The sequence below is a fragment of the Pseudomonas aeruginosa genome (genome assembly GCF_001457615.1).
Lineage (GTDB): Bacteria > Pseudomonadota > Gammaproteobacteria > Pseudomonadales > Pseudomonadaceae > Pseudomonas > Pseudomonas aeruginosa.
Genome location: NZ_LN831024.1, coordinates 372,119 through 390,660 on the forward strand (window position 1 = coordinate 372,119; position 18,542 = coordinate 390,660).

The following is an 18,542-nucleotide window of genomic DNA, read 5'->3' on the forward strand; positions in this document are numbered from 1 at the left end:
CAAGCGTATAGACTGCCTGCCATTCGGTAGAGGCCACTGGCCAGTCGAACGTGCGAGGGATTGCCGCAAAATGGACGAACGGGCGTCGAAGCCGCCAGGTCTTCTTCCGCTGTCACGCGAAGACCTTGAGAAAACCCTGCGATATGCCCTGGAGATCGTCAGCGACGGGATCTGGGACTGGAACATCGCGACCAACCAGGTCAGCCGCAGCGCCGGCTGGTACCTGATGCTCGGCTATCCGCCGCATAGCCTGCCGGAGAGCGTGGAGACCTGGAAGAGCATCATCCATCCCGAGGACTATCCGCGGGTGATGGCCAGCTTCCAGGCCTACCTCGACGGCGAAAGCCCGGAATACTGCGAGGAATACCGCTGCCGCACCTACAGCGGGGATTACCTGTGGATCAGCGATCGCGGGCGTTTCGTCGAGTTCGACGAGCGCGGCGAGCCGCGGCGGATGATCGGTGCGCACCACGAGATCCATCAGCGCAAGCTGGTCGAGCTGGAGTTGCAGCAGCGCAACGAGGAACTGTTCGACTGGAACCTGCGTCTCGAGGAACTGGTGGCCGAGCGCACCGAGGCGCTGCACCGGGTCAACCAGGCGCTGGCCTCGAAGATGGCCGAGGCCCAGCGCCTGAGCGAAATCGATCCGCTCACCGAGCTGTACAACCGACGCAAGTTCGAGCAGTGCCTGCACCATGAATGGATGCGCCGGCAGCGCCATGGACGCGCCACGGCACTGGTGATGATCGATGTCGATCACTTCAAGCGGATCAACGACCTGTTCGGCCACTCCACCGGTGATCGCGTGCTGGTCGCCTTCGGCCGCCTGGTTGCCAGCGAGCTGCGCGAGGTCGACGTGCTGGCGCGTTGGGGTGGCGAGGAGTTCATCCTGCTGCTCCCGGAAACCGGCCTGGAGGCCGCGGCGGCCTTGGCCGAACGCCTGCGCCAGCGGGTTCGCTCGCAGTCCTTCGAGATGGGCGAGCGGTTGACCGCCAGCTTTGGCGTCGGCGTGCTGAATGATGGCGAGACCCTCGACCTGCTGCTGTGCCGGGTGGACGACGCCCTCTATCGGGCCAAGCAGCGTCGCGATTGCGTGGCCTGTTGCTGAAGGTCAGCCTGGCGGCAGCACCAGGCTGACCTCGCCGAGCCGGGCGCCGGACGGCCCGAAGCTGCGCTCGATCATCTCCCGCGTGCCGTCGGCGTGTACCCGTACGACGCTGCTGGCGCGAGTGCCGTAGCTCGGGCTGGCGATGAACACGCTGGAGAGCAGGCGTTCCGTGGCCAGACCCACGCCGGTATCCGGCAACTGGCCGTCGGCGGCCGGCGCTGCGTCGGCCAGCAGCTCCATCAGGGCCTGCGGATGCGGCTCGGCAAGCCGCTCGGCGAGGGCGGCGCGAGCCTTGAGCAGCTTCGGCCAGGGCGTATCGAGGGCCGCGTTGGACAGCCCGTAGATCCCCGCCGGCAGCAGGCGCGGTGGCCCTACGCGGGGGTTGTAGTGCCAGAGCTGATGGCGATCGCCAATGAGCAGGTTGAAGCCGGAATAGTCCGCGGCGCGCCCGGCGACCTGCGCCAGGTAGTCGGCCGGGTTGCCGCCGCCGCGCAGGAAGTCCGCCACCAGTTCGCCACGGGAGCGCTTGCCGAGAGCCTGCGACGGATCGCGGACGTTGGTCAGGGCGGCGAAACGGCCGGCCGGGCCGAGCCCCAGCCAGGTGCCGCCGGCCTCCAGGTCGCGTCCGGCGAATACCCCCTCGGCGTCCTCCCAGGCCGCCAGCGGCAGGCTCGGGCGGGCATAGAATTCGTCACGGTTGGCGGCGACCAGCAGCGGCAGGGCGTGCCCCGGTTGCCAGGCGAAGACGATCAGGCACATGCGCGATCCTTGGGATGGGCTGGCCGTCAGGCTAAAGGCATCCGCCATCGCCGTTCAAGCACGACGCCTGCCGCACGGCGCGCAATTCCGTTACCATGCCGGCTTTCCAACGGGGGCGTGCATGGAGTTTCTCCTCTATATCGTGCTGGGCGCCTGTGCCGGCGTGCTGGCCGGACTGTTCGGCGTCGGCGGCGGCCTGATCATCGTCCCGGCGCTGGTCTTCAGCTTCACCGCGCACGGTTTCGGCGGCGACGTCCTGACCCAGATGGCGGTCGGCACCTCCCTGGCGACCATCGTCTTCACTTCGATCAATTCCATTCTCGAACACCATCGGCGCGGCGCGGTGCGCTGGCCGGTGTTCGCCTGGATGACCCTCGGCATCCTCATCGGCAGTGCCCTCGGCGCGCTGACCGCGGCGCAGATCAAGGGGCCGCTGTTGCAGAAGATAATCGGGGTGTTCGCCATCCTGGTCGCTTTGCAGATGGTTCTCGACCTCAAGCCCAAGGGTAGCCGCGAGGTGCCCGGCAAGGGCGGCCTGACCCTGGCCGGCGCGGTGATCGGCTGGGCCTCGGCGATCTTCGGCATCGGCGGCGGTTCGCTGACCGTGCCTTTCCTCAGTTGGCGCAGCGTGCCGATGCAGCAGGCGGTGGCGACTTCCTCGGCCTGCGGCCTTCCTATCGCCATTTCCGGCGCTCTGTCGTTCATCGCGGTCGGCTGGCACAACCCGCAGTTGCCGGAGTGGAGCCTGGGCTACGTCTATCTGCCGGCGTTGGTCGGCATCGCCGCCACCAGTATGCTGTTCGCCCGCTTCGGCGCGCGCCTGGCGCATCGTTTGTCGCCGCGCGTACTCAAGCGACTGTTCGCCCTGCTGCTGTTCAGCGTGGGCATAAGTTTCCTGACCCCCGATCTCGCTTTTCTGTCGTAGGAGTTATCGATGCTGACGTATCCCCAGATCGATCCGGTTGCGCTGGCCATCGGCCCGCTGAAGATCCACTGGTACGGGCTGATGTACCTGATCGGGATCGGCGGCGCCTGGCTGCTGGCGTCGCGCCGGATGAAGCGCTTCGACCCGACCTGGACCAAGGAGCGCCTTTCCGACCTGGTCTTCTGGGTCGCCTGCGGCGTGATCCTCGGTGGCCGCCTGGGCTACGTGCTGTTCTACAACCTGGACGAGTACATCGCCAACCCGACGCTGATCTTCGAGGTCTGGAAAGGCGGCATGTCCTTCCATGGCGGCCTGCTCGGCGTGATGCTGGCGGTCTGGTGGTTCGGCAAGCGCCATGGCAAGAGCTTCTTCCAGCTGATGGACTTCATCGCCCCGCTGGTGCCCATCGGCCTGGGCGCCGGGCGCATCGGCAACTTCATCAACTCGGAACTGTGGGGCAAGGTCAGCGATGTGCCCTGGGCCATGGTCTTCCCCAACGGCGGCCCGCTGCCGCGGCATCCCTCGCAGCTGTACCAGTTCGCCCTGGAAGGCGTGGCGCTGTTCGTCATCCTCTGGCTGTTCACCCGCAAGCCACGGCCGACCGCCTCGGTCTCCGGCCTGTTCGTGCTGTGCTACGGGATCTTCCGCTTCGTCGTCGAATTCGTCCGCGTGCCGGATGCCCAGCTCGGCTACCTCGCCTGGGGTTGGCTGACCATGGGCCAGGTGCTCTGCGTACCGATGGTGCTGGCCGGCATTGCCCTGATGGTCTGGGCCTACCGCCGCGACGCGGCGCAGCCGAAGGCGGCCTGAGCCGCTTTTCGTGCCCGGGGCGGATAACGTCGCAGGCGTCATCCGCTCCGGGCAGCCGGCTTTCCGCTCCAGGGCGTGCATGGCTTGCGCCGGTCGCGCCGAACTGGCGATGCAGGCTCCGTCGCCGTAGACTTGGCCATCCTTCTGTCATCCCTCGGTGGGAGCCGCCACGTCGGCGCCGCACCGATATCGATCCGAGCCTCCGATGAAACAGTACCTCGACCTGATGCGCCACGTGCGCGAGCACGGCACCTTCAAGAGCGACCGCACCGGCACCGGCACCTATAGCGTGTTCGGCCACCAGATGCGCTTCGACCTGGCCGCGGGCTTCCCCCTGGTGACCACCAAGAAGTGCCACCTCAAGTCGATCGTCCACGAGCTGCTGTGGTTCCTCAAGGGCTCCACCAATATCGCCTACCTCAAGGAGCACGGCGTCTCGATCTGGGACGAATGGGCCGACGAGAACGGCGACCTCGGCCCGGTGTATGGCTACCAGTGGCGCTCCTGGCCGGCGCCGGACGGCCGCCACATCGACCAGATCGCCAACCTGATGGCGATGCTGAAGAAGAATCCGGACTCGCGCCGGCTGATCGTCTCCGCCTGGAACCCGGCGCTGATCGACGAGATGGCCCTGCCGCCCTGCCACGCGCTGTTCCAGTTCTACGTCGCCGACGGCAAGCTCAGCTGCCAGCTCTACCAACGTTCGGCGGACATCTTCCTCGGCGTACCCTTCAATATCGCCAGCTATGCCCTGCTGACCCTGATGGTGGCGCAGGTCGCCGGCCTGCAGCCGGGCGAGTTCATCTGGACCGGCGGCGATTGCCACCTGTACGCCAACCACCTGGAGCAGGCCGACCTGCAGCTGACCCGCGAGCCGCTGCCGTTGCCGAGCATGAAGCTGAATCCCGAGGTGAAGGATCTGTTCGACTTTCGCTTCGAGGACTTCGAGCTGGTCGGCTACGAGGCCCATCCGCACATCAAGGCACCGGTCGCGGTCTGACCCTTCGGCGGAGCCGTCGGCTCCGCTCAACCGAACAGGCGACGGTACCAGGGAAGCGCGCGCCAGTCCCGCAAAGCCCGCTCCGCATCTTCTGCGCGTTGCAGCGCCTGTTCCAGGGCCTGCTCCAGCGGAGCGACCGGATGGCTCATGGCATGGCCATGGCAGAGCTGGAAGTCGTCCAGCAGGTTCGGCGGTAGCGCGAAGGCGCCTTCCAGGCGGGCCTGTTCCTCCGCCAGGTAATAGCCGTTGAGGCCGTCGAAGTGGACGAAACGGTAGCCCGCGGCGAGCAGCGGCGCTTTCCACTCGGGGTCGTGGTCGAATGGAGTTTCCGCGAGGATCAGCCACGGGCGCCAGCGGTTCAGGTCGAGGCCGCGGAGCACCGCGCCTTCCAGCCCTTCGACGTCGATCTTGAGGAAGTGGATCGGCCCTTCGACATGGGCCGCGCAGATCGCGTCCAGGGTGCTGACCTTCACTTCGCGCGGGGTGGCCGTGCAGCCCTCGGCCTGGCGCTGGCGGGTTAGCTCGGGGTCCAGGGTGGAGAGACCCGAGGCGGCCATCTCGTAGAGCGTGGCGCGGCCTTCGCGCTCGCCAATGGCGAGGTTCAGGTTGAGGTCTTCCGGCCGTTCCCGCTCCAGCTCGCGGTGCAGGTGGGGCAGCGGTTCGATGTTGATGCCGCGCCAGCCGCGCTCGTAGAACGCCAGGGTGACCGAGTCGATCCGCGGGTGGTTGGCGCCGACGTCGATGTAGAACCCCCTGGGGAAGAGTTTCAGGGCCCGCCAGAGTCGGACGTCTTCCAGGTTCTGCGCGTAGGAAACGAAGGGCATGGGCCTACCTCTTGGGCGATCGTCGCCCAGTCTGTCATTCCCCGCGCCCGCTCTCCAGCAATTCGGCCAGCGCGTCGATCTGTTCCTGGCGGTCGCTGCCGCCCACCCGCCTGCCGTTCAGCGACGACCACTCCGGATGCGCGCGCGCCTTGCGCAGCGCTTCCGGCAGCTTGCCTTCGCGCCACTGCTTGTCCTCCGGGGTTTCCAGGCGGATCGCCTCGACCGCCGCGTGGCCGCGCGTTTGCAGGGCTGCCAGGAGCTGCCGTTGGCGCAGCGCGAGCAAGCGCAGCACGGCGTCGTTGACGGTCAGCTCGCGGGCGCCCTTGAGCTTGCCGAGCAGGCGCGAGCCGTAGTGGCCGACGGTCTGCCAGGCGCCGCCGGCGAGGGCACCGAGGGCGGCGGCGGCGCCAAGGGTGACGCCGCCCACCAGCAGGTCGATGCCGGCGCCGGCCGCGGCACCGGCCGCAACCCCGCCGCCGAGGCGGATACCGAGTTGGCGCAGGGTCTCCGGATTGAACAGATCGTCGCCCCAGCGGCCGTCGAGCAGCGGCAGGTCGGCGGCGCGGGCGTCGTCCCTGGCGAAGGCGTAGAGCCGCAGCAACGCTTCCACGCAGGCCTGCTCGCGCTTGCGCACCTGCTGGTGCAGGTCGCGGGTGGCTTCCTGCACGGCGCTTTCGCCGCCGGGCACCAGGCGCCGGCAGGCGGCGACGTCGACCAGCAATTCGGCGATCAGCCGTTGCCCGGCGCGCAGGCGCGCGGCGGCCTGGGTCTCATGGTCGGCGATCAGCCGGTCGAGTTGCGGCCGGGCGCGCTCCAGCAGCAGCGCCAGGCTCTCGTAGAGGCGCCGTTCGCCGTCCAGCGGCGGCGCCACGCTGTCGAAACGCACCAGGGCGTGCAGGCCCAGGCGAGCGAGGGCGGCGCGCCACTCCTCCTCGCGATGCTGCGGGCTGGCGACAAAGTTCAGCACCGGCAGCAGCGGCCGGCCGCAGCCGGCGAGCACCGCCAGTTCGTCGCGATACTTGGCCAGCACCGGTTCGCGGGCGTCGATCACGTAGAGCCCGGCGTCGGAGGCGAGCAACTGGCGGACCACCTTGGCTTCCTGTTCGAAACGCCCGCGCGCTTCGTTGCTGTCCAGCAACCGCGCCATGCGTTCCGGGCCATCGAGACGCTCGCCGGGGCGCTCCAGGGCGTCCAGGTAGTCGAGCAGGGCGATGGCGTCTTCCAGGCCGGGCGTGTCGTAGAGTTCCAGCAGCGCTTCGCCGTCCACCGACAGCCTGGCGCCCTCGACGTGGCGGGTGGTGCTGGGGCGATGGGAGACTTCGCCGAATCCGCGGTCGCGGGTCAGGGTGCGCAGCAGCGAGGTCTTGCCGGTATTGGTGTGGCCGACCACGGCCAGGATCAGCGGCTCAGTCATGGCCGGTCTCCAGCCAGGCCAGCGGCGAGGTCTCGCCGTGCGGCAGTTGCAGGCGTTCCAGGGCGGCGTGCCAGTCACCCAGGCGGTCGCTGTCGAGCGCTTCGCCGGGCGGAGCCTGGAGCAGCCAGATGCGGGTGCTGGCGGCGCAGCGGGCGAGTTCGCCGAGCAGTGCCAGGGTGCCGCGGTCCGGCGAGCGACGCGGGTCGCAGGCGATGGCCAGGCGCGCCGGCGGGTAGCGGGTCAGTTGTTCGAGCAGGCGACGGCGCTGCTGGCCGTCGTCGAGGATGCCGGCGTCGGCGACGCCTTCGGCGAGCTTCGGCGGCCAGGGCCGGCGATCGTCCAGCTCCACCGCCACCAGCACCGCTCCGGCGGCTTCCTGGCCGGACTGGCCGCCCTGCGGCTCCGGCAGCCAGTCCGGTGCCGCGTCGCTGACGCCGAGGCGTTCGCTGGCCGGCATCAAGCGTTCGCGCAGCAGGCTGTAGCCTGGGTCGTCGAGGTCCAGGTCGAGGTGGGCCAGGCCGCGTTTCCAGCGCCACAGGCAGAGCAGACCGAGCAGCGCGCGCGGCAGGACCCCATAGACCAGCAGTACGCCTACCAGCCAGCCGGCCCAGGCGTGCCGTGCGGCTTCGCTGGCCAGGGCGGCGTCGCCGCTGGCGCGGATCAGCTCGGCGTCCGGCAACGGGAAGCCAAGCAACGCCGGCAGGGCGCCGAGCGCCTGGGTAAGGGCGATGAAGGTATCGCTGCCGAGAATGGTGGTTTCCCAGACGAAACCGTAGCGGCGGGTCGCCAGCAGGCCGAGGAGCATGGCCAGCGCGGTCAGCAGGCCGAGCAGCCAGAGCCCGTGGACCAGCGCGCCGAGGCCCCAGCGCGCCAGCCGGCGCCGGCCGAGCAGGACCAGTAGCGCCGGCGCCAGGTGCGCGGCGCGGGCATCGCGCGCCAGCTTGCCGCTGAGCCACAGCCAGAGCCGGCCGAGCGCGCCCGCGGCCTCGCCGCCGGCGAGCAGGCCGAGGGCCCAGCCGAGCAGGGTCAGCAGGTGCAGGCCGAGTAGGCTGGCCAGCGCCCAGAACACGTTGACCGGGCGCTGGCCATCGCCGAGCGCGGCGAAGGCCAGTCCGGCGCCGCTGGCCAGGGCCAGCACCAGCAGCAGGGCCAGCGCCAGCCGCGAACCCTGGCGCCAGGTCCGCTGGGCGTCGAGCAGGCCCTCGCGGCGGCCCAGCCAGTGGGCGCGGGTGAGAATACGGCGCGGCAGGGAACCGCCCTGGGCCAGCGCCTGGCGAACCGCCTCGCTGTCTTCCAGCGGACCGGCCTGCTCCTCGCGCAGGCGAACGGCCTCGGTCAGCCAGAGGGCGTCGAGGCCGGGATGCGTCGTGTGACTCAAGTCACCTCCTGTGTCGATTTCCCTGCCGAGCGTGAATCGTGCCCGGCCAACGGCGTCTGATCAGCGCCAAACATAGCAAAAAGCGCCCCGGCGGCTCATGCTGGCTTGCCAGCCGGCTGGCGGCGGGGTGTGGGGTTTTGACTGGCGCCGTGGCGAAAGCGTTCGGCGCCGGTAGCGAGAGGAACACTGAGATGAAGGTAGTACGCCGATACCCCCTGGCGCTGTTGCTGGGGATGGCGGGCGCGCTGGCCGACGAGTTGCCCGATGGCTCCTTGCTGCAACGCTATGGCGTGCAGGCCGACCAGTTGCCGACCCTGGCGGCGGATCCGCCGTCGCGCAAGGAGGAGAAGGAAACGCCGTCGCGCTTCCGGGTGGAGCCGGAGCAGCCCTTGGTGACCTTTGGCGTCAAGGACCACAAGGGCATGGAACCCACTGGCAACCCGTCGATCGACGCCATGCACGAGCGCGATCGGCGGATCTGCCGGAACATCAGGCGGCAGGCACTGGAGAAAGGCAAGGCACAGCCCTTCGACGGCTACATCGAGTGTCCATGAGGCCGGCGCCCGCGTACGAGCGCCGGTCGGGCTGCGTCAGCGCTGCTCGCGCAGGCGCACGGCGACGTCCGGCTGGTCGCTGAACAGGCCGTCGATGCCGGCGTCGAGGTAGGCCCTGATCTCGCCGGCCAGGTCGCCGCGCGACTGTGGGTTGCCGTCGGCGCTGCGGAACTCCGCCGGAAGGAAGCTGTTTTCCGCGCGGAAGGTGTAGGGATGCACCTTCAGCCCGGCGGCGTGGGCGTCGCCGACGAAGCGGGTCGGCTGGCCGAGGTTGCCGTTGGCATCGCGGGGAATCACGTAGCTCTTGTCCGGACCGACCCCGTAGGCGTAGCGCGCCACCTGGCGCAGGCCCTTGGCGGTGGCCATCTCGGCGTAGGTCAGGCTGCCGCCGCTGGCCTGCTGGTCGTAGGGCTGGCCGCTGCCGTAGAGCTGGACCAGGCGGATGCCGGTGAGGCGCTTGAGTTCCTTCAGGTTGTTCACCTCGAAGGACTGGATGAATACCGGCGCGCGCGGACCGAGGTAGCCGTTGCGGTGCAGGGTCTTCACCAGCGGGCGTTCCATGGCCAGGCCGAGGCGCTGGAAGTGGGTGCCGTGCTTGATCTCGGGGTACAGGCCGATGGTGCGTTGCTGGCTGATCTGCAGGCTTTTCACCAGGTCGATGATCTCCTGCAGGGTGGGGATCTCGAAGGTGCCGTCCAGGCGCGCATTGCCCGGGCGGATCGTGGGGATGCGCTCGATGGCGCGCAGGGTCTTCAGTTCGGCGAGGGTGAAGTCTTCGCTGAACCAGCCGGTGAGTTCCACTCCGTCGACTTTCTGCGTGCGCTTGCGGTCGGCGAATTCCGGGTGCTGGGCGACATCGGTGGTCAGGCCCAGCTCGTTGTCGTGGCGGGCGACCAGCTTGCCGTCGCGGGTCATCACCAGGTCCGGCTCGACGTAGTCGGCGCCCATCATCACCGCCAGGGCGTAGGCGCCCAGGGTGTGTTCCGGTACGTAACCGCTGGCGCCACGGTGGGCGATGACCAGCGGCGAGCGTTCGTCGCTGGCCGGGTGGCGAACGGAGGCCTGGCCCTGGGCCCAGTCGATGGCGCGTTGTACGTTGCCGGTGTCGGCGTGGGCGGCGCTGGCCAGGCCAGCGGCGAGCATCAGGCAGGCGGCGCCGAGGTGGCGGCGCAGGAAGGCTGGTTGCATGACGGGTCCTCGTCGGCGGTTCGGGAGTGTTCCAGTCCAGCAGATTGACGCAGCCAGGTGATACTTCTTTGCCCGTTTCGCGACATTCCCGTGACAATCGCCGCCAGCGTGACGACGTCGGCGTTTTCCCGGCCAATCCAACGAAAGGGGCGGACGGCCGGGGCAGGGTATAGGGTGACGGCGCTCGCATAACAATAAGAGGATCGGTGATGGCTTCCGCGCAACCTGCCTCCGCGTTTCCCTGCCTGTCGTTGCAACTGGCCTGCCTGTTGCTGGGCGCCTGGCTGGCCTTCGATGCCCACGGCGGCGGCCAGGCCGTGGCGCCGCCGGCCCGTGTCGAAGCGCGTGTGCCGACGGCCGCTACCGATGACTGGGGACGCCAGCCGGACAGCCTGATGAGCGCCGTGCCGCCGCGCACGCTGGAGGCGAGCGTCGGCGCCCGCGGCTCGGGATCGGCGAGTTCGCGACTGTGGATCGCCGATACCGACTTCCGCCTGCACGACGACATCGGTTTCTTCATCCAGCGCATGCTGATCCGCATGGAGCCGACTCGTCCCGGCGCGCCCTTGTCGCTCGACGATCCGACGGCGATGGTGGCGCGGATCCAGGCCGGCGAGATATTCGTCAGCGACGCCACCCTGGCGACCCTGCTCAACCAGGACCTCGCTGCGTCCCGCGCGGCCGTGCGCAACCTCAGTATGAACACCCGCAAGGACGGCCAGGAAGTGCGTGGCGAGTTGTTGCGCAAGGGGCGCTGGCGGCCGCTGCGGATGCTCACCGAGATCGAGCTGAGCGGTCCGCTGGAGGTGACCCTGGTACCCCGGCGGATCTTCGTCGACGGGGTCGAGGTCACTTCGTCGCTGGCGGCGGCCTCGATCGAGATGTCCGAGGTGCTGAAGCTGAAGACCCGGCACATGGAACTGGTCGGCAACCGCATCCGCGTCGACCTCGACGGTTTGTTCCCGCCGCCGCGCCTGGACTTCCGCGTCAGTCGCCTGGCCCTGGCCGACGGCGGCATGCAACTCGCCCTCGGCGACTCCCTGGCCGACCTGCAATGGCCGGCATTACGGGCGCCGGACAGCTACATGTTCATCGAGGGCGGCGATATCAAGATGGCGCGCACCGTGCTGGTCAAGGCCTATGCCCTGTTCACCAGCCTCAGCCCGGGGCAGCCGCTGCTGTTCAATCTCTACGACTACCGGCGGCAACTGCAGAACGGCGTGATCCGCCTGCGCGAGGACGGCATGGTGCAGATCGCCGTGTCGCCGGTGAAGGCGCCGGCGCCGCTGGAGGCACGGCTGTGAGCCGGCGTCCGTGGGGCGTACTGCTTGGCTGTTGCCTGTTGGCGGCCAGCGCGGCCCAGGCCGAAAGCGCCATCGACCGGCAGCAGCGCGAACTGGCCCTGCTGCGCGAGGGCTGGTACCGGCAGGTCCCGCCGGCGCCGGTGCCGCTGCCCATGCGTACGGCCGGGCCGGCGGATTCCGGCCAGGATGGCGTCGGCATACTGCTGCGCAACGTGGACATGTACCTGCGCGGCAACATCGGTTTCCACGTGCCCGAGGTGAAGGGCTGGCTGGTGCCGAACCGGGCCGGCCAGCCGGTGGACTTCGACCGCCCGCAGGACATGCATTTCCAGGTGATGGAGGGTGAGGTGCTGCTCAGCCCGCGGCAGCTGGCCAACCTGTTCAACGAGCACATCCTCGCCTACGACGGGACCATGTTGAAGGACTTCCGCATGAGCAGTGCGGCGGGACGCCTGGAGGTGGAGGGGCGGGTGCGTCCGCTCGGCGTAGGGCCCTGGCTGCCGCTGCGGCTGGGCGGCGGCGTGGAGGTGGACGCGGCCAGCGGCGCGCTGGTCTATCGGCCCGACCAGTTGAAGGTGATCGGTCTGCCGCTGTACGGGGCGATGAGCCTGGTCGGTCTGCCGATGTCGGCGCTGGTCAGCCTCGATCGGCCGGGGGCGAGCCTGGTCGGCAGCGCCATGCGCCTGGACTACCGCAAGGTCTTCCCGCTGCTGGGCATCGATGGCCACGTACAGGAGGCCTGGCTCGACGACCAGGGGCTGCACCTGCGTTTCTCCCAGGCGCCCGGCCAGCCGTCGCCGGTGTTCAGCCCGCCGGCCGCGGCGGGCCCATCCTTCCTCTGGCTACAGTCGGGCGACCTGAAGATCTTCGAAATCCTCATCACCTACGCCCAGGTGCTGCTGAAGACCGAGACCCCGGACCAGGTGCTGACCTTCAACCTGCAGGACTACCGCAAGGTGCTGGCGACCGGCACCACCCAGGTCAACGAGGATGGCACCTTCTTCATGCAGGTGCCGCCGTATGCCAATCCCTTGTAGGCCGGCCCGCACAGTTGGCCTGGAGTCCGCCGGCGCGAGTGTTTATCCTCGCGCCTTTGTCCTTCCACGATGAGGTAACCCCATGGCACGACCGCTGGCGATGATCGCCGCCCTTGGCGAGAACCGCGCGATCGGCATCGACAACCGCCTGCCCTGGCGCCTGCCGGCCGACCTCAAGCATTTCAAGGCGATGACCCTCGGCAAGCCGGTGATCATGGGGCGCAAGACCTGGGACTCGCTGGGTCGGCCGCTGCCGGGCCGGCTCAACCTGGTGGTCAGTCGCCAGGCCGGCCTGGCACTGGAGGGTGCGGAAGTGTTCGCCAGCCTGGACGCCGCGCTGGCGCGCGCCGAGGCGTGGGCGCAGGCGGAGGACGCCGACGAACTGATGCTGATCGGCGGCGCCCAGCTCTATGCCGAGGCCTTGCCGCGCGCCGCGCGCCTCTACCTGACCCGGGTGGGCCTGGCGCCGGAAGGCGACGCCTTTTTCCCCGAGATCGATGGCGCGGCCTGGCGCCTGGCGTCGAGCATCGAACACGCCGCGGCTGACGATGCGCCTGCCTACGCCTTCGAGGTATGGGAGCGCCGCTGACGGTTCCAGGCGGGGTCAGAGGGTGATCAGCTCCGCCTCGATCTTCTTCCCCGCCACTTCCAGCACGCCGATCCCGATCGGCAAGCTGAAGCGCCGCGGTCCGGCGCTGCCCGGGTTGAGGTAGAGCACGCCGTCGCGCTCTTCCTTCAGCGGCTTGTGCGAATGTCCGGCGACCACCACGTCGATGCCTTCGGCGGCCGGGTCGAGGTCGAGTCGCTTGAGGTCGTGCAGCACGTAGAGGGTCAGCCGGCCGATCTTCAACAGCAGGCGCTCGGGGATGTCCGCCGCCCAGTCCTGGGTGTCGTTGTTACCGCGCACCACCGAGAGCGGCGCCAGGCGTTCCAGCTCGGCGAGGATTTCCGGCTTGCCGATGTCGCCGGCATGGATCAACTGGTCGCAGCCGCGCAACCGTTCCAGCGCCTCGGGCCGGAGCAGGCCATGGGTGTCGGCGATCAGGCCGATGCGCAACGGGCGGCGGGACTGGGGCATGGGCGCGGGTCCGGGTTGCGGGACGGAAGAGGGTGGCCGACGGGCATGGCCATGCCGTCGATCATACCCAACCATTGGCCGGGTACGAAAACCCTTCGGCGAAAACCGCGACGCCACCCGGAGGTGGCGCCGCGCCTATCAGTGTGCGGCCTTCTGGACCGGGCTTTCCGGCAGGAACCAGTTCAGCAGCAGGGCGCAGATGCCGCCGGTGGCGACCCCGGACTCCAGCACGTTGCGCAGCGCCGCGGGCATGTGCGCGAGGAACTCCGGCACCTGCGAAACGCCCAGGCCGAGGGCCAGGGATACGGCGATGATCAGCAGGGCACGGCGGTCCAGCTGGATGCCGGCGAGGATGTTGATGCCCGAAGCGGCCACCGCGCCGAACATCACCATCGCCGCGCCGCCCAGTACCGGTTCCGGCACCGCCTGGATGACCCCGGCGACGCTCGGGAACAGGCCGAGCAGGACCAGCATGGCGGCGATCCAGAGGCCGACGTAGCGGCTGGCCACGCCGGTGAGCTGGATCACCCCGTTGTTCTGGGCGAACACTGAGCTGGGGAAGGTATTGAAGATACCGGCGAGGAACGAGTTGGCGCCGTTGACCAGCACGCCGCCCTTGATCCGCTGCATCCACAGCGGGCCTTCCACCGGTTGCTTCGACACCTTGCTGGTGGCGGTGACGTCGCCGATGGCTTCCAGGGAGGTGACCAGGTAGATCACCAGCATCGGGATGAACAGCGGCCAGGAGAAGTCCAGGCCGAAGTGCAGCGGGGTCGGTACCTGGAACAGCTCGGCCTGGTGCATGCCGGTGAAGTCCAGGCGACCGAGGTAGCCGGCCAGCGCGTAGCCGACGGCCAGGGCGATGACGATGGCGCAACTGCGCATCCATACCACCGGGATGCGGTTGAGCACCACGATGATGCCCAGCACCACGCCGGACAGCAGCAGGTTCTCGCCGTTGGCGAAGGTGCCGTTGGACATCGCCGAGAAGCCGCCGCCCATGCTGATCAGGCCGACCTTGATCAGGGTCAGGCCGATCATCAGCACGACGATGCCGGTCACCAGCGGGGTGATCAGCCGCTTGACGAACGGCAGTATGCGCGAGATGCCCATCTCGACGAAGGAGCCGGCGATGACCACGCCGAAGATCGCCGCCATCACGCTTTCCACCGGCGTGCCCTGCTTGACCATCAGCGCCCCGCCGGCGATCAGCGGGCCGACGAAGTTGAAGCTGGTGCCCTGGACGATCAACAGTCCGGCGCCGAACGGGCCGAAGCGCTTGCACTGGACGAAGGTGGCGATGCCGGAGATCACCAGCGACATCGACACGATCAGATTGGTGTCGCGCGGCGATACGCCCAGCGCCTGGCAGATCAGCAGGCCGGGGGTAACGATCGGCACGATGATCGCCAGCAGGTGCTGGAGGGCGGCGAGCAGGGCGATGGGAGCGCTGGGACGGTCGTCCAGGCCATAGACCAGGTCGTTGCGGGCGCTGGCGTCCGACGGGCTTTGCAGGGAACTCATGGTGGCGGTCCGGGGAAAAAGAGCGCGATTTTACTGGGCGAACACGGTCTCGCCCAGGCCTGGCTGCGCCGCATGTCGGCGGATAACGCCGGTGGCGTATGCGCCCTGCGGTTGGAGCGTGGGTGAGCGGTAGGGCGAATGACCGCTTGCGATTATCCGCCATTCGGCGCGCGTACGCGTGAATGAAAAAGCCCGGCGCGGGACCGGGCTTTTTTCGTCGCTGGACGATTCAGCCGTCCAGCAGCGCCTTGTTGCGTACCGCGCCCTTGTCGGCGCTGGTGGCGAGCAGGGCGTAGGCCTTGAGCGCGGTGCTGACGCGGCGGGCACGCGGCGCGGCCGGCTTCCAGCCCTTCTTGTCCTGTTCGGCGCGGCGTGCGGCGAGTTCTTCGTCGCTGACCAGCAGGTTGATCGAGCGATTGGGAATGTCGATCAGCACCTTGTCGCCGTCCTGCACCAGGCCGATGGCGCCGCCGGCGGCGGCTTCCGGGGAGGCGTGGCCGATGGACAGGCCCGAGGTGCCGCCGGAGAAGCGTCCGTCGGTGAGCAGGGCGCACTGCTTGCCCAGGCCCTTGGACTTCAGGTAGCTGGTCGGATAGAGCATTTCCTGCATGCCCGGCCCGCCCTTCGGTCCTTCGTAGCGGATGATCACGATGTCGCCGGCCTTCACCTCGTCGCCGAGGATGCCTTTCACCGCGGCGTCCTGGCTTTCGAAGATCTTCGCGCTGCCTTCGAACACGTGGATCGACTCGTCGACCCCGGCGGTCTTCACCACGCAGCCGTCGAGAGCGATGTTGCCGTAGAGCACGGCCAGCCCGCCTTCCTTGGAATAGGCATGCTCGACGCTGCGGATGCAGCCCTCGGCGCGGTCGTCGTCCAGGCTCGGCCAGCGGGTGTTCTGGCTGAACGCGGTCTGGGTCGGGATGCCCGCCGGACCGGCCTTGAAGAAGGTGTGCACGGCTTCGTCGCGGGTCTGGGTGATGTCCCACTGGGCGATGGCGTCGGCCATGCTCGGGCTGTGCACGGTGGGGACGTCGGTGTGCAGCAGGCCACCGCGGGCCAGTTCGCCGAGGATGGAGAAGATGCCGCCGGCGCGATGCACGTCTTCCATGTGGTACTTCTGGATGTTCGGCGCCACCTTGCACAGTTGCGGCACCTTGCGCGACAGGCGGTCGATGTCGCGCAGGTCGAACGGCACCTCGGCCTCCTGGGCGGCGGCCAGCAGGTGCAGGATGGTATTGGTCGAGCCGCCCATGGCGATGTCCAGGGTCATGGCGTTCTCGAAGGCCTTGAAGTTGGCGATGTTGCGCGGCAGCACGCTGTCGTCGCCTTCGCCGTAATAGCGCTGGCAGAGTTCCACGGCCAGGCGCCCGGCGCGCAGGAACAGTTGCTCGCGGTCGGCGTGGGTGGCCAGGGTCGAGCCGTTGCCCGGCAGCGACAGGCCGAGCGCCTCGGTCAGGCAGTTCATCGAGTTGGCGGTGAACATGCCGGAGCAGGAGCCGCAGGTCGGGCAGGCGCTGCGCTCGTACTCGGCGACCTTCTCGTCGGAGCAGGAGTCGTCGGCGGCCACCACCATGGCATCGACCAGGTCCAGGCCGTGGCTGGCCAGCTTGGTCTTGCCGGCTTCCATCGGCCCGCCGGAGACGAACACTACCGGGATGTTCAGGCGCAGCGCCGCCATCAGCATGCCGGGGGTGATCTTGTCGCAGTTGGAGATGCAGACGATGGCGTCGGCGCAGTGGGCGTTGACCATGTATTCCACGGAGTCGGCGATGATCTCCCGGCTCGGCAGCGAATAGAGCATGCCGTCGTGGCCCATGGCGATGCCGTCGTCGACGGCGATGGTGTTGAATTCCTTGGCCACGCCGCCGGCCTTCTCGATCTCGCGGGCGACCAGTTGGCCGAGGTCCTTCAGGTGCACGTGGCCGGGCACGAACTGGGTGAAGGAGTTGGCGATGGCGATGATCGGCTTCTTGAAGTCTTCGTCCTTCATCCCGGTGGCGCGCCAGAGGGCGCGGGCGCCGGCCATGTTGCGGCCGTGGGTGGAGGTTTTCGAGCGGTAATCGGGCATGACGATTTCCTGCGGCTAATCAGGTTCGGGTTATGACTGTATCGTGAGCGTCGAAGGAACCGGATGCAAACGGGGAATAGCCGAGTGTACGGAGTTGGCCGGGGTCTGAATGGGGTCACCATTGGCGACGGCCTGGGCTCACTGCCCGCCGGGGGATGATTGGCGAGGAATGCCCGGATTCTAAGCCTAGAGCGGGCGAATGGGGAAGGCTGGCGGTCGGCGGAGCGGCGCGTCGCGACCCGGCTGGCGTCTTGCGCCGCCCGTCGCGCCATGAGCGGCGGTGGCCGTAGGGCGGATGAACGCAGGCGCTCATCCGCCGGGACGGGCTCAGCCGTTGGGCAGCAGCCGGCAGGTCAGGCTCTTGATGTAGCGGGTTTCCGCGATCGCCAGGTGCACCGGATGGTCGGGGCCCTGGCCGCCGCGCTCGAGCAGCTGGATGTTACGGTCGAGATGGCGGGCGCTGCCGATCAGGATGTTCTGCAGGTCGTCCTCGGGCAGGTGCATCGAGCAGGAGGCGCTGACCAGGATGCCGTCCTTGCTCAGCAGGCGCATGGCCTGTTCGTTGAGACGGCGGTAGGCGGCCTCACCGTTCTTCAGGTCCTTCTTGCGCTTGATGAAGGCCGGCGGGTCGGCGATCACCACGTCGAAGCGTTCGTCGGCGGCCTTCAGCTCGCGCAGGGCCTCGAACACGTCGCCCTCGACGCAGGCGACCTTCTCCGCCACGCCGTTCAGTGCCGCGTTGCGCTCGACGCCGTCGAGGGCGAAGGCGGACGCGTCCACGCACATCACTTCGCTGGCGCCGAAGGCGGCGGCCTGGATGCCCCAGCCACCGATATAGCTGAACAGGTCGAGGACCCGCTTGCCCCGCACGTAGGGCGCCAGGCGCGCACGGTTCATGCGGTGGTCGTAGAACCAGCCGGTCTTCTGCCCGGCCAGCACCGGCGCCTCGAACTTCACGCCGTTCTCTTCCAGGGCGACCCACTCCGGCACTTCGCCGTAGGCATTGGCCACGTAGCGCTCCAGGCCCTCGGCGTCGCGCGCGCTGGAGTCGTTCTTCCAGAGCACGGCGGCGGGCTTGAGCACCTGCAGCAGGGCGGCGAGCACCTCGTCCTTGCGCAGTTCCATGGCTGCGGACGCCAGTTGCACCACCAGCACGTCGCCAAAGCGATCGACCACCAGGCCGGGCAGCAGGTCGGAATCGCCGTAGACCAGCCGGTAGAACGGCTTGTCGAAAAGCCGCTCGCGCAGGCTGAGGGCGATGTTGATGCGATGAACCAGCAGCGATTTGTCGAGAACGTGCTTGGTATCACGGGAAATGAGGCGGCCGCAGATGAGATTGTTCGGGCTCAGCGCGACGATGCCCAGCGGCTTGCCGTTGGCCATTTCCAGCACCGCCTGGTCGCCGGCGGCGAAGGCATTCAGCGGCGTCGCGGCGACATCCACCTCGTTGCTGTAGACCCACAGGTGGCCGGCGCGCAGGCGGCGCTCGGCGTTGGCTTTGAGACGCAAGCTGGGCAGGGTCATGGGAAAGGCTCCGGCAAAAGAGCGCGATTATAGCGCAGCGACGGGAT

At 68.5% G+C, this 18,542-nt stretch carries 17 protein-coding genes; 8 read left to right on the plus strand and 9 right to left on the minus strand.

The window, feature by feature from the left end; genetic code table 11:
* The first annotated feature begins 70 nt into the window (after window positions 1–70).
* Window positions 71–1,108, plus strand: coding sequence for a sensor domain-containing diguanylate cyclase (locus AT700_RS01670; protein WP_003112961.1), 1,038 nt, complete (start codon window positions 71–73; stop codon window positions 1,106–1,108).
* A 3-nt stretch (window positions 1,109–1,111) separates the two neighbouring features.
* On the opposite strand, the gene AT700_RS01675 is transcribed toward AT700_RS01670, so the two are convergent.
* A complete protein-coding gene (locus AT700_RS01675) occupies window positions 1,112–1,867 on the minus strand; it encodes an NRDE family protein (protein ID WP_003160930.1) in 756 nt (251 codons plus the stop codon).
* A gap of 121 nt (window positions 1,868–1,988) precedes the next feature.
* On the opposite strand from AT700_RS01675, the gene AT700_RS01680 reads away from it, so the two are divergent.
* From AT700_RS01680 to AT700_RS01690, 3 genes are all read left to right on the plus strand, one after another.
* Window positions 1,989–2,792: a sulfite exporter TauE/SafE family protein gene (locus AT700_RS01680; protein ID WP_003110587.1), complete on the plus strand. Its 804-nt coding sequence runs from the start codon at window positions 1,989–1,991 to the stop codon at window positions 2,790–2,792.
* Window positions 2,793–2,801: 9 nt separating this feature from the next.
* Window positions 2,802–3,602: a prolipoprotein diacylglyceryl transferase gene (gene lgt, locus AT700_RS01685; protein ID WP_003112963.1), complete on the plus strand. Its 801-nt coding sequence runs from the start codon at window positions 2,802–2,804 to the stop codon at window positions 3,600–3,602.
* Between the two features lie 205 nt (window positions 3,603–3,807).
* Window positions 3,808–4,602 carry a thymidylate synthase gene (locus AT700_RS01690; RefSeq protein WP_003110588.1) on the plus strand — a complete coding sequence of 265 codons (795 nt, stop codon included), beginning with the start codon at window positions 3,808–3,810 and terminating at the stop codon, window positions 4,600–4,602.
* A 26-nt stretch (window positions 4,603–4,628) separates the two neighbouring features.
* Here AT700_RS01690 and AT700_RS01695 read toward each other — a convergent pair whose 3' ends face one another.
* Genes AT700_RS01695 through AT700_RS01705 form a run of 3 tightly spaced genes read right to left on the minus strand, consistent with a single transcriptional unit; the run spans window position 4,629 to window position 8,218 of the window.
* A complete protein-coding gene (locus tag AT700_RS01695; protein WP_023115989.1) occupies window positions 4,629–5,426 on the minus strand; it encodes an FkbM family methyltransferase in 798 nt (265 codons plus the stop codon).
* 34 nt (window positions 5,427–5,460) lie between these two features.
* Window positions 5,461–6,840: a GTPase/DUF3482 domain-containing protein gene (locus AT700_RS01700; RefSeq protein ID WP_003117881.1), complete on the minus strand. Its 1,380-nt coding sequence runs from the start codon at window positions 6,838–6,840 to the stop codon at window positions 5,461–5,463.
* The gene (locus AT700_RS01705) at window positions 6,833–8,218 is read right to left on the minus strand and encodes a DUF2868 domain-containing protein (protein WP_003118785.1); all 1,386 of its coding nucleotides are present in this window, start codon (window positions 8,216–8,218) and stop codon (window positions 6,833–6,835) included. The genes AT700_RS01700 and AT700_RS01705 overlap by 8 nt, the downstream gene beginning before the upstream one ends.
* A 191-nt stretch (window positions 8,219–8,409) precedes the next feature.
* Between AT700_RS01705 and AT700_RS01710 the strand changes: the two genes are divergently transcribed.
* The gene (locus AT700_RS01710; protein WP_003102907.1) at window positions 8,410–8,772 is read left to right on the plus strand and encodes a hypothetical protein; all 363 of its coding nucleotides are present in this window, start codon (window positions 8,410–8,412) and stop codon (window positions 8,770–8,772) included.
* A 36-nt stretch (window positions 8,773–8,808) separates the two neighbouring features.
* On the opposite strand, the gene AT700_RS01715 is transcribed toward AT700_RS01710, so the two are convergent.
* Window positions 8,809–9,960, minus strand: a complete 1,152-nt coding sequence (locus tag AT700_RS01715; protein WP_003117884.1) for a glycerophosphodiester phosphodiesterase — start codon at window positions 9,958–9,960, stop codon at window positions 8,809–8,811.
* A gap of 209 nt (window positions 9,961–10,169) precedes the next feature.
* Between AT700_RS01715 and AT700_RS01720 the strand changes: the two genes are divergently transcribed.
* The 3 genes from AT700_RS01720 (at window position 10,170) to AT700_RS01730 (ending at window position 12,890) form a co-directional block, all read left to right on the plus strand.
* Window positions 10,170–11,264, plus strand: a complete 1,095-nt coding sequence (locus AT700_RS01720) for a hypothetical protein (RefSeq protein WP_003102900.1) — start codon at window positions 10,170–10,172, stop codon at window positions 11,262–11,264.
* Window positions 11,261–12,301, plus strand: coding sequence for a hypothetical protein (locus tag AT700_RS01725; RefSeq protein WP_034073646.1), 1,041 nt, complete (start codon window positions 11,261–11,263; stop codon window positions 12,299–12,301). Before AT700_RS01720 ends, AT700_RS01725 begins: the two co-directional genes overlap by 4 nt.
* 82 nt (window positions 12,302–12,383) lie before the next feature.
* Complete coding sequence (locus AT700_RS01730) at window positions 12,384–12,890, plus strand: dihydrofolate reductase (protein WP_003084430.1); 507 nt, start codon at window positions 12,384–12,386, stop codon at window positions 12,888–12,890.
* Between the two features lie 15 nt (window positions 12,891–12,905).
* Here the strand turns inward: AT700_RS01730 and AT700_RS01735 are convergent, their stop codons facing one another.
* The 4 genes from AT700_RS01735 to AT700_RS01750 all read right to left on the minus strand — a co-directional run bounded on the left by AT700_RS01735 (window position 12,906) and on the right by AT700_RS01750 (window position 18,495).
* Entirely contained in the window at window positions 12,906–13,379 is a 474-nt protein-coding gene (locus tag AT700_RS01735) for a metallophosphoesterase family protein (protein ID WP_003102894.1), read from the minus strand.
* A 138-nt stretch (window positions 13,380–13,517) separates the two neighbouring features.
* The gene (locus AT700_RS01740) at window positions 13,518–14,903 is read right to left on the minus strand and encodes a nucleobase:cation symporter-2 family protein (RefSeq protein WP_003084433.1); all 1,386 of its coding nucleotides are present in this window, start codon (window positions 14,901–14,903) and stop codon (window positions 13,518–13,520) included.
* Window positions 14,904–15,132: 229 nt separating this feature from the next.
* Entirely contained in the window at window positions 15,133–16,971 is a 1,839-nt protein-coding gene (ilvD, locus tag AT700_RS01745; RefSeq protein ID WP_003084436.1) for a dihydroxy-acid dehydratase, read from the minus strand.
* Between the two features lie 327 nt (window positions 16,972–17,298).
* Window positions 17,299–18,495 carry a class I SAM-dependent rRNA methyltransferase gene (locus tag AT700_RS01750; RefSeq protein ID WP_003102882.1) on the minus strand — a complete coding sequence of 399 codons (1,197 nt, stop codon included), beginning with the start codon at window positions 18,493–18,495 and terminating at the stop codon, window positions 17,299–17,301.
* Window positions 18,496–18,542: the final 47 nt, after the last annotated feature.